At 75.0% G+C, this 9,579-nt stretch carries 11 protein-coding genes; 6 read left to right on the forward strand and 5 right to left on the reverse strand.

Annotated features, from left to right (window positions below; translation table 11 throughout):
• Positions 1 to 489: alpha/beta hydrolase (locus BU198_RS20035; RefSeq protein ID WP_223244670.1), on the forward strand; the 489-nt coding region annotated here is incomplete at its 5' end.
• Positions 490 to 560: 71 nt separating this feature from the next.
• Here the strand turns inward: BU198_RS20035 and BU198_RS20040 are convergent.
• Entirely contained in the window at positions 561 to 1,541 is a 981-nt protein-coding gene (locus BU198_RS20040; RefSeq protein WP_188295249.1) for a helix-turn-helix domain-containing protein, read from the reverse strand.
• 341 nt (positions 1,542 to 1,882) lie between these two features.
• On the opposite strand from BU198_RS20040, the gene BU198_RS20045 reads away from it, so the two are divergent.
• Both BU198_RS20045 and BU198_RS20050 read left to right on the forward strand, forming a co-directional pair.
• Positions 1,883 to 2,158, forward strand: a complete 276-nt coding sequence (locus BU198_RS20045; protein WP_188295248.1) for a hypothetical protein — start codon at positions 1,883 to 1,885, stop codon at positions 2,156 to 2,158.
• 126 nt (positions 2,159 to 2,284) lie between these two features.
• On the forward strand, positions 2,285 to 3,796 hold the full coding sequence (locus BU198_RS20050) for a hypothetical protein (RefSeq protein WP_188295247.1): 1,512 nt from the start codon (positions 2,285 to 2,287) through the stop codon (positions 3,794 to 3,796).
• Between the two features lie 88 nt (positions 3,797 to 3,884).
• Here the strand turns inward: BU198_RS20050 and BU198_RS42315 are convergent, their stop codons facing one another.
• From BU198_RS42315 to BU198_RS20065, 3 genes are all read right to left on the reverse strand, one after another.
• Positions 3,885 to 4,316: a hypothetical protein gene (locus tag BU198_RS42315; protein WP_223243853.1), complete on the reverse strand. Its 432-nt coding sequence runs from the start codon at positions 4,314 to 4,316 to the stop codon at positions 3,885 to 3,887.
• Positions 4,317 to 4,763: 447 nt separating this feature from the next.
• Positions 4,764 to 5,585 carry an alpha/beta fold hydrolase gene (locus BU198_RS20060; RefSeq protein ID WP_188295246.1) on the reverse strand — a complete coding sequence of 274 codons (822 nt, stop codon included), beginning with the start codon at positions 5,583 to 5,585 and terminating at the stop codon, positions 4,764 to 4,766.
• 38 nt (positions 5,586 to 5,623) lie between these two features.
• Positions 5,624 to 6,286 carry a DUF4097 family beta strand repeat-containing protein gene (locus tag BU198_RS20065; RefSeq protein WP_188295244.1) on the reverse strand — a complete coding sequence of 221 codons (663 nt, stop codon included), beginning with the start codon at positions 6,284 to 6,286 and terminating at the stop codon, positions 5,624 to 5,626.
• A gap of 289 nt (positions 6,287 to 6,575) precedes the next feature.
• On the opposite strand from BU198_RS20065, the gene BU198_RS20070 reads away from it, so the two are divergent.
• Positions 6,576 to 7,337, forward strand: a complete 762-nt coding sequence (locus BU198_RS20070) for a helix-turn-helix domain-containing protein (protein WP_188295243.1) — start codon at positions 6,576 to 6,578, stop codon at positions 7,335 to 7,337.
• A 90-nt stretch (positions 7,338 to 7,427) separates the two neighbouring features.
• Here BU198_RS20070 and BU198_RS20075 read toward each other — a convergent pair whose 3' ends face one another.
• A complete protein-coding gene (locus BU198_RS20075; protein WP_188298239.1) occupies positions 7,428 to 8,366 on the reverse strand; it encodes an NADP-dependent oxidoreductase in 939 nt (312 codons plus the stop codon).
• A 109-nt stretch (positions 8,367 to 8,475) separates the two neighbouring features.
• Between BU198_RS20075 and BU198_RS20080 the strand changes: the two genes are divergently transcribed.
• Positions 8,476 to 8,940 carry a winged helix-turn-helix transcriptional regulator gene (locus tag BU198_RS20080; RefSeq protein ID WP_188298240.1) on the forward strand — a complete coding sequence of 155 codons (465 nt, stop codon included), beginning with the start codon at positions 8,476 to 8,478 and terminating at the stop codon, positions 8,938 to 8,940.
• 122 nt (positions 8,941 to 9,062) lie between these two features.
• Complete coding sequence (locus tag BU198_RS20085; protein ID WP_188298241.1) at positions 9,063 to 9,461, forward strand: hypothetical protein; 399 nt, start codon at positions 9,063 to 9,065, stop codon at positions 9,459 to 9,461.
• Positions 9,462 to 9,579 lie beyond the last annotated feature (118 nt).

Below are 9,579 nucleotides of genomic sequence, written 5' to 3' on the forward strand. Positions count from 1 at the left end.
AGCCCGCAACTCGACGCCGCCGTCGGCGAGTTGCGCAACCGCATGCAGAGCGGCGGGGACGTCAGCGCCGCCGTCGCCGCCCTGCACGAACTGCTCGCCGGCCAGAGCGTGCCCGAGTGGCGCACCGCCCTGGACGCGCTGCACCGGCTCCCGGACGTCGGCGAGCGCCCGGCCGGCTACTGGGGCGTCTCACTCGGCTGCGGCCTCGGCGTGCCCTTCGTCGCCGCCGAACCGCGGGTGCGCGCCGCCGTCCTCGGCCTCAACGGCGCCGAGACCTCCGCCGAGGCCGCCGCCCGGATCACCGTCCCGGTGGAGTTCCTGGTGCAGTGGGACGACGAACGCGTCCCGCGCGAAGCCGCCCTGGCCCTGTTCGACACCCTCGGCTCCCCGGACAAGACCCTGCACGCCAACCCCGGCGGCCACGGCGACGTCCCCGCCTTCGAACTCGACAGCGCCCTGCGCTTCTTCGCCCGCCACCTGGGCGGCTGACGGCTGACGGCTGGCGGCTGACGGCCGCGGGCCCCGGCGTCCCGCTCCCGGGCGCCGGGCCTGCGGCAGGCTCAGAGCCAGCCGCGGTGGGCGGCCCGCGCCCCGGCCTGGAAGCGGCTGGCGGCGCCCAGCCGGTCCATCAGGTCGGCCATCTGGCGTTTGACGGTGCGGGCGGAGACGCCGAGCCTGCGGCCCGCCGCCTCGTCGGTGTGCCCGGCCGCGGCCAGCTCCAGCAGGGTGCGTTCGGCCGCGGTGAGGCCCTGCCCGTCCACCGGGACACAGGCGCCGAACGGGTCGGCCACGGACCAGAGTTGGTCGAACAGGGCGCAGGCGACGGACAGCATGCCGGGGCTGTCCACCTCCAGGGCGCCGCACCGCGGGTCGGTCGGGTCCAGCGGGAGGATGACGACCCTGCGGTCGACGATCACCAGTGCGGCCGGCACGATCGGGACCGTGCGCAGCTGCCCGCCCAGCTCCGTGAGCCGGTGCGCATGGGCCAGGGTGCCCGGGTCGTTGCGGAAGCTCTCCCGGCAGATCGTCTTGACGGCGACACCCCGGCGCAGCGCCTGCTCGTCGAGCCGCGAGGAGGCCGCCCGTGCGTCGGGCCGGTGCGCGCCACCCGGGTCGAGCGAGAGGCACTCCGCGGTGGCGTTCGCGGCGAGCTCCTCCAGCCGGCCCCGCACGGAGTCGAGCCCGTCGAGCAGGACCGCGGTCTCCGCACGGTGGTGGCGGTGTTCGTCGTGCTCGGCCGCGAGCGTGGCGATCGCCGTCCGGGTCGCCTCGATCTGGCGCTGCCTGGCGGCGGCCTCGTCCTCGGCGGCGGCCAGCAGCGCCGACAGGCCGACCGCCGGGCTGACCGGCCACAGCGTCCCGTCCGCGTGGACCGAAGGTCTGAGCAGGGCCAGGTCCGCCAACTCGTCCAGAGCAGAACGTATCTGATGATCAGTCATTCCGGTGTCCCGGGCCAGGGTGGCCACGCTGCTCGCCGGATCGGCGAGGACCGCCTGATAGAGGCGTTCGGACAGGGTGGATAGACCGAGTAACTGAAGCATTCTGCCGCCCCCCGCGGTAGGTGCCGTGTGTCAGTCGTCGGACCAGTGTGCCCAGCGGCGGTGTCCCGGGCAAGACGGGTGCGGCATGTCCCGTTGGGGCCAGGCACGTTGGGGCCAGGCGCTGCCCGCTGACAGGGCGGCGCCGGTTCGGCAGGCTGAGGCAGGTCGGAAGCGCCGTCCCGGTGCCCGGGGCCGGGAGGCGCGGTCGTCCGGCATCCGGTCCACCGCGCATCGAACGGAGTCCGTCCATGCCCAGGATCGCCGGGTTGTCCCCTCGCCACCACCGCGCCGGTCCGTTGCGACGGCGACGGTGACGGTGACGGCTTCGGCTGGGGCTGACGTTGGGCGCGCCGGTCCTGCGCCTGACGCTGACCCAGCTCGTCGGCCCGGCCGCCGCCGCGGTCGCCCCGCAGTGGCTGACGGGGCACCTGTGGCGCCAGGCCCGGGCGGGTGACCGCCTGGAGCACGTGCGGGTGCGCGTCACACCCGGCCGGATCGGTGTGGCCCTGTTCCTCCTGGCCGCCGACGAGGCCGGGGCCCGCCGGACCGCACGGTTCCTCTGCACCAGGGCACTCGGCGAGGCCTACGAGCTGCGCGACTGGCGCCTCGCCGAGTAGCCGCGGGCAGCCGCGCCGCCGTCCCGTGCGCCCGCCCGTCCCGCTCCACCTCCGCTCCGCCGCTGTTCCGTACGGCCTCGGTTCCGCGAGGCCTCCGTCCCCGGAGAAACGGGAGAACCCTTCCTCATGACCACGCCGTTCCAGCGCGTCTCCGCGCCCGTCCAGGCCGCGCCCGTCCAGGCCTCGCTCGCCTCCCGCATCGACGGACCCCTCACCCGTTCCGAGGTGATCGAGCGGGCGCAGTACTGGGTCGACCACCAGCCGGGCCCGTACAGCCAGAACGCCTTCTCGCCCGGCCCGACCGGCGACCGCAAGTACCGCCGGGACTGTTCCGGTTACGTCGACATGGCCTGGCACACCGGGAGCGACCACTGGACCGGGAACCTGGGGAACGTGTCCCACGAGATCGCCCGCGCCGACCTGCGGGCCGGTGACATCCTCCTCGACGCGGTGAACCACGTGATCCTCTTCAACGCCTGGGAGGCGGACCACGTTCACTTCTCCTACTACTCCTTCGGCGCCACCCCGGTGAAGAAGGTCCCGCGGGCCTCGATCAAGGACTCCACGATCGACGACCACCCCAACGGCAACTACGTCGCCCGCCGCTACAGCAGGATCGTCGAGGACAGCCCGGCGGGCGGCGGGCAGATGATCGCCCGGCGTCACCTGGGCACGAGCGCCAGCCGTGCCCTGGAGTTCGTCGACAACGACGGCAAGGGCGGGGTGCGGACCAAGTACCAGACGGCGCCCAACAGCACCTGGGCCGGCTGGACCTCGCTCGGGGGCGCGGGGCTGGAGGGCGTCCCGGTGCTGGGCCGCAACGCCAACGGCACCCAGGAGATCTTCGTCCGCAGCACGGACGGGCGGATCATGGCCGCGCACCAGGTGGCGCCGAACAGCACCTGGTCGGACTGGGTGGACCTGCGCGGTGACGTCGTCTCCGACCCGGCGGTCGGGGCCAACGAGAACGGCGCCCAGGAGGTCTTCGCCCGGACCGCGGACGGGCGGATCGCCACCACGTGGCAGCTGCGGCCCAACGGCACCTGGCACGACTGGCACACCTTCGAGGGCGCGGGCTTCGTCGGCGACCCCGCCGTGTGCCACAACGCCGACGGCACCCTGGAGGTGTTCGCCCGGACCGCGGACGGGCGGATCATGGCCGCGCACCAGGTGGCGCCGAACAGCACCTGGTCGGGCTGGGTGGACCTGCGCGGTGACGTCGTCTCCGACCCGGTGGTCGGGGTGAACGAGAACGGCGCCCAGGAGGTGTTCGCCCGGACCGCGGACGGGCGGATCGCCACCACGTGGCAGCTGCGGCCCAACGGGACCTGGCACGACTGGCACACCTTCGAGGGCGCGGGCCTGGTCGGCAACCCCGCGGTGGTGCTCTGCCGCAACGGCAGCATGGAGCTGTTCGTGCGCGACGCCGCCGGCGCCGTGCTGAACATCCACCAGGTGGCGCCGAACAGCACCTGGTCGGGCTGGAGCCGGCTCGGTGGCGCGCTGGTGACGGACCCGGTGGTGGGGGAGAACGAGGACGGCCGGCTGGAGGTCTTCGGCAAGACGGCCTCCGGCGCCGTCAGCCACGCCTTCCAGAGCAGGGTGGCGAGCGCCTTCGGCACCTTCCGGGACCTGTGACGCGGCCGGAGTACCGGGCGGCACGGTCCGCCGCGCGCGCCGTCGGGCAGTCGAACGTGCTGCCCGGCGCCGCGCGCGGTGGTGGTGGTCAGGGCAGCCGGACGGCTTCGAGCCCGGCGTCGTCCAGCAGTGCTTCGATCAGGGCCGGGGGCCCGGCGACCTTGGTGGCCCACAGGTCGTAGTCGGTGCCCAGGAGCCAGGAGCGGTCCTCGGCCCAGAGGTTGGACGGGCTGAAGTGGGTCCGCGGGTTGTCGTACAGGACCCCGGCGTCGCCGAGGCGGCCCGTGCGGACGTGGGCGTGGTGGTAGTCGGCGTCCGCTCCGAGGGTCAGCGGGCTGTAGTAGGCCAGGCAGTGGGTGTCCGGGCCGGCCGGGCTGTGGGCGGCGAGGACGGCCGTCAGCCGGTTCCAGCTCTCGCGGTCCAGGCTGCCCTCGGTGGGCGGGAGGATGCCGAGCGGCCAGCTGCCCCGCTTCCTGACGGAGGGGAAGCAGGCGCGGGACGGCGCCGCCCCGTCGGGCACGGCCGGGTCGCCGGTGCGTTCGGCGAGTTCCGCCCAGCGCAGCCGCCGCCAGCCGGCGCCGGGGTGCCCGGCGCGGCCCAGGTCGCCGCCCGTGACGACGCCCGCCGCGTCGAAGTCGACGCCCGGCGCGATGAGTTGGGGCTCGGCGCGATGAGTTGGGGCTCGGCGCTCCCGTCGGCCAGGCGTGCCTGGCGCTCCTCGTGGTGGGAGAGTGCGGTCGGCCCCCGCTCGTGCTCGTACATGGCGTTGAGCACCCAGGCCGCGTCGGGCATCGCGGGCGGCATGAACCCGGTCAGGCCGTCGCCGCACAGCTCCGGCAGCCAGCCGGCGGCGGTGGGCGGGGCGGGCGGCCACAGGTCCGCGAGCGGGTCCGGTTCCTCGGTCATGCGTTCCATGATCGCAGTGCCCGGCCGCGTCGGCGGGGCGGGCGCCCGGTGGTTGGGGCCGTCAGTGGCCGGTCCCGGGGCGGTCGAGGGCGGCGACCGCGCGTACGGCGTCGGCGACGGCGCGGAAGTCCTTCTTCAGGATCGTGTCGTGGTTGGCGGCGACCTTCGCGCCGACCTCGACGTACGGGTTGCGCTCGGCCAGTGCCGGCAGGCTCGCGCGGATGACCTCCTGTTCGTCGCCGCGGCTGCCCAGCGACGTTCCCGAGGCGACCACGTACCGGGTCGGGACGGTGAGGGCGTCCAGGACCGGGCCCAGTTCGCGGGCGACCAGGCCGAGTTCGACGTTGCAGTCGGCCATCTGCCCGGGGGTCATCCGCGGGGTCAGGCCGGTGGGGCGCAGCAGGGCCATGACCGGGCCCCACAGCCGGAACTGGCGGCGGATGCGCCGTTCCAGGTCGTCGGTGAGCCAGTCGTAGGGCTGGGCGCCCTCGACGAGGACGGTGCCGACGGTGCGGCCGGGGTGGCGGGAGGCCCGGTGTGCGGCGACGAACGCGCCGTAGGACCAGCCGACGAGCAGCGCCCGGTCCACGCCGCGGGCGGCGAGGACGGCGTCGACGTCCCGGACGGCGGCTTCGAAGGAGTAGTCCGCGGAGCGCTTCGACCTGCGGCCGCGGGCTCGCTCGTCGTAGGTGATGTGCCGCCACCGGGGGCCGAGTTCGGCGATGACGCGGCGCCAGTAGCCCTGGGTGGCGAACTGGCCGTTGAGGTAGAGCACGGGCAGGCCGGGGCCGCCGGTGTCGGTGGCGGCCAGGGCGGTGTCGTCGACCGGCACCATGCCGGTCCAGGCGGTCGGGTGAGCCGGGGGTGGGGCGGTGTTCGTCATGTCGTCCCCCTGGAGGGTGTCGGGGCCCCGGGCCGGGGTCAGAGGCTGTGGGCGGTGATGTCGCCGTGGCTGGTGGTGGCGCGGATGTCGAGCACGGCGGTGCCGTCGTTGCGCAGGGCGTTGCCGATGCGGCCGTGGCCGGTGCCGGCGTCCAGGGCGGCGGAGACGCCGGCGGCGGCGCCGACCGTGATGTTCCCGGACTGGGTGGCCAGTTCGACGGTGCCGCGGTGGGCCTCGGTGATGCGGATGTCGCCGCGGGTGGTGCTGATCCGGGCGGGGCCGGCGAGCCGGCCGACCTCGACGTCGCCGTCGACGGCGGTCAGGTGCAGGCCCGCGGCCTCGTCGATCTTGGTCTGGCGGTACGCGCCCTCGAAGGCGATCTCGCCCAGGCGGCCGACGGCGCGCAGCTCGGCGGCGGCCGCCCTGCCCTCGACGGCGGAGTCGGCCGGCAGCCGGACGGTGACCTCCAGGGAGCCGGTGGGGCCGAGGAGCTGGTGGCCGGCGGGGGTGACGATCCGCAGGACGCCGTCGGCGTAGGAGACGGTGGTCCGTTCGGCGGCCTGGACGTCCCGGTTCTTGCCGGGGTCGGCGGGCCGGACCTCGACGGTGGTGTCGGTGCGCTCGGCGGCGATGAGCTGGACGCGGCCGCCGGGGACGTCCAGGACGGCGGTGATCGCGGCGGGGGTGTCGAACGTCTGCACGGTGGTCTCCCTGTACGGGTGCGGGTGGGGCCGGGACCCGGTTCGGATCCGCCCCGTCGGTGTTTCCGACATTGGAAACGCTACGTTGCTTTCAATGGGTCGGCAACTACTTCGTTGCGTCAGATCGGCGTCATTGCAGGTGAATGATGGGAAACTGTTGCAACAGGTGTGTCGGGTAATGCAACGGTGGTCGCCGTGATCATTGCAATGGATGGAGGGTGAACGCTATGGTGGGGGCGGCCGGGCGGCACGCTCCGGTGAGAACCCGCGAGAACCGAGGAGAAGCGCGATGCCGGGAGGCAGGCTCACCCAGCAGGAACGCCAGCAGATCGCGCTGGGGCTGGCCGACGGCCTGCCCTACGCCGAGATCGCCCGGCGCCTGGAACGTCCCACCTCGACCGTCACCCGCGAGGTGATGCGCAACGGCGGCCCCGTCGCCTACCGCGCCGACCTCGCCCACCGCGCCACCGAGCGCCGCGCCCAGCGTCGCCCGCCCGCCCCCTCCGGCGCCCCGCGGCCCGGGCCGCGGCAGCCCGGGCGTGACAGCGAGGCCGTGGCCGCGTACGAGGAACAGTTCACCACCGTCCTGATGGGCTCGGGCCTGTCCCGGATGGGCGCCCGGGTGATCACCTGCCTGTCGACCACCGACGCGGGCAGCCTCACCGCCGCCGAACTGGCCCAGCGCCTCCAGGTCAGCCCCGCCTCCATCTCCAAGGCGATCGCCTTCCTGGAGAGCCAGAGCCTGGTGCGCCGGGAACGCGACGAGCGCCGCCGGGACCGCTACATCGTCGACGACGAGCTCTACTACCAGGCGGTCATCGCCAGCGCCCGCGCCAACGACAGGGTCATCGAGGCCGCCCGCGAGGGCGTCGCCGTCCTCGGCCCCGGCACCCCCGCCGCGATCCGCCTGGAGAACATCGCCCGCTTCCTCGACTTCATCAGCGAGAGCATCGTGCGCGCCGCCGAACAGGCCCGCGAAGTCCTCCACACCAGGCCCGCCACGGGCGGTGCGGTCGGCGGTGCGGGCTCCGCGGGCCAGGGGGCGGAGTAGGAAGTCGGCCGGTCCGACTTCCCACTCCGGCCCCGGAGTTCAGGGCGCCCGGGGCGGCTTTCTCCTCGTTCCGGGCCTCGGGTCGGGGGGTCAGGGGGTCAGGACCAGGCGGCCGCGCAGGCCGCCGGCCTCCTGGCGGCGGTGGGCGTCGGCGGCCTGCTCCAGGGGCAGGGTGTCGGCGACCCGCAGGGTGAGGCGGCCGTCGGCGGCGAGGGCGGACAGGCGGGTGAGGGCGGGGCCGTCGGCGGTGATCCACACGTTGGTGACCCGGATGCCGCGCAGGGCCGGCGGGGCGCTGCCCGCCGCGACCGCGACGAAGGCGCCGCGTCCGCGCACCGCGCCCAGGGCCCGTACGCCCAGCAGGGCGGCGTCGACCGCGCCGTCGACCCCGCCGGGCACCAACTCCCGTACGGCGGCGGCGAGGTCGGGTGCGGTGCGCGGCACGAACCACTCGGCGCCCAGGCCGCGCACCAGCTGTTCGTCGTCCGGCCCGGCCAGTGCGACCACCCGCAGGCCGCGCAGGGCGGCCAGTTCGACGACGAATCCGCCGACCGCGCCCGCGGCGCCGGTGACCAGGACGGTGGAGCCGGCGGGAAGGCCGAGCAGGTCCAGGGCCTGGTCGGCGGTGAGGCCGTTCAGGGGGAGCGTCGCGGCCTGGGCGAAGCCGGCGCCCGCCGGGGCGGGGGCGAGCGTGCCGGCGTCCAGGACGACGTGCTCGGCGTAGGTGCCGAGGTCGGTGTCCAGGCGGTCGTGCAGGCCCACCACCCGCTGCCCGGGGGCGAGTTCCGTCACGCCGGGCCCGACGGCTTCCACCGTCCCGGCCACGTCCCAGCCGAGGCCGGTCACCGCCCGGGGCGCCATCAGCCCGGCCCCGGCGAGCAGCCCGGAGCGGGTGACCGCGTCCACCGGGTTGACCGCGGCCGCCGCCACCCGCACCCGCACCTGCCCGCGCCCCGGCTGCGGCAGCGGCACCTCCACCAGCTCCATGACCTCGGGACCGCCGAACTCCCGCACCACCACGGCTCGCATCACACACACCCCTCACGGCTCGGCAACTTCGCCCAACCTAAGGAGAGTTACTCTCCACAGGGAAGTACGTACCAGGAAGTGCGTACCGAACGGAAAGGAGAGTGGGCCGGTGCCCACCACCGACGCCGCCCAGCGCCGCGCCGCCGAGGCGGCCGCCTACGACGCCTACCTCGCCTGGTGCCCGGCCCGCCAACTCCTCGACCGGATCGGCGACAAGTGGGTCAGCCTGGTCGTCAACGCCCTCGCCGACGGGCCGCTGCGCTACAGCGGCCTGCGCCGGCGCCTGGCCGGGGTGAGCGAGAAGATGCTCACCCAGACCCTGCGCGCCCTGGAACGCGACGGGCTGGTCAGCCGCACCGTCACCGCCGGGGTGCCGGCCCGGGTCGACTACGCGCTCACCGCGCTCGGCCGGGACCTGCTGCCGCTCGTGCGGCAGATCAAGGCCTGGGCGGAGTGCCACATGCCGCACGTGCTGGCTGCGCGCACCGCCTACGACGACGCAGCCGCCTACGACGACGGGCCGGACGGGCAGGGCGGGCAGGGCGGACGGGACGGGCGGCGGGAGCAGGGCTGACCGCCACCCGGACGGGGACGGTCCGGGCCGCAACCTTTCCGGGGGCGGTTCGTTGGGCCGTCCGGTTCGAGTGGCCGGCCGGGGCGGGAGCGCGTCCCCGGCCCTGAGGGACGGGGACGTTCATGACCGACACCGACACCGCCGCGGGCTCCGCGGTGCGCGGCGGCAGCCCGGATTCCGCGGTGGACCGGGTGGCCGACTTCTACGGCGCCTACATCGACGCCGTCGACGACGGCACCGACGACCTGGGAACGCAGCTGCGCGCCCACTACCTCACCGAGGACCTGCGCCGGCGGCTGGTGGCCTGGGAGGAGGCCAACCACGCCGACGGCGTGCTGCGCGCGCAGGACGTGCCCACCCACTGGGAGGTGCGCTACCACGACTCGGGCGCCGGGCACCTGTTCACCACCGTCACCCTCACCTGGGGCACCGGCCCCGACGCCGGGCACACCCGGCTGGCGGTGCAGAGCGACCTGAGCACCAAGCTCATCTCGGACATCGAGGACGCGACGGCGGCGTAGCGGCCCCGCCCGGCCGCCGTCACCCGAGGGCGGCGGCCAGGCGCTCGGGCAGGCTGGCGTACGGGCGGCAGTCGACCACGGGCAGCGCGTGCGCGCGGGCCTGCCCGGCGAGCCAGGC

It is taken from the genome of Streptomyces sp. CBMA156 (assembly GCF_014596515.1).
Taxonomy (GTDB): Bacteria; Actinomycetota; Actinomycetes; order Streptomycetales; family Streptomycetaceae; genus Kitasatospora.

Excerpts from the sequence above, each read along its gene's own strand:
- BU198_RS20060 (WP_188295246.1), bottom strand. The coding sequence starts at position 5,585 with ATGACGAACACCGCCCCACCCCCGGCTCACCCGACCGCCTGGACCGGC.
- BU198_RS20070 (WP_188295243.1), top strand. The coding sequence starts at position 6,576 with ATGCCGGGAGGCAGGCTCACCCAGCAGGAACGCCAGCAGATCGCGCTG.
- BU198_RS20050 (WP_188295247.1), top strand. The coding sequence starts at position 2,285 with ATGACCACGCCGTTCCAGCGCGTCTCCGCGCCCGTCCAGGCCGCGCCC.
- BU198_RS20075 (WP_188298239.1), bottom strand. The coding sequence starts at position 8,366 with ATGCGAGCCGTGGTGGTGCGGGAGTTCGGCGGTCCCGAGGTCATGGAG.
- BU198_RS20085 (WP_188298241.1), top strand. The coding sequence starts at position 9,063 with ATGACCGACACCGACACCGCCGCGGGCTCCGCGGTGCGCGGCGGCAGC.
- BU198_RS20040 (WP_188295249.1), bottom strand. The coding sequence starts at position 1,541 with ATGCTTCAGTTACTCGGTCTATCCACCCTGTCCGAACGCCTCTATCAG.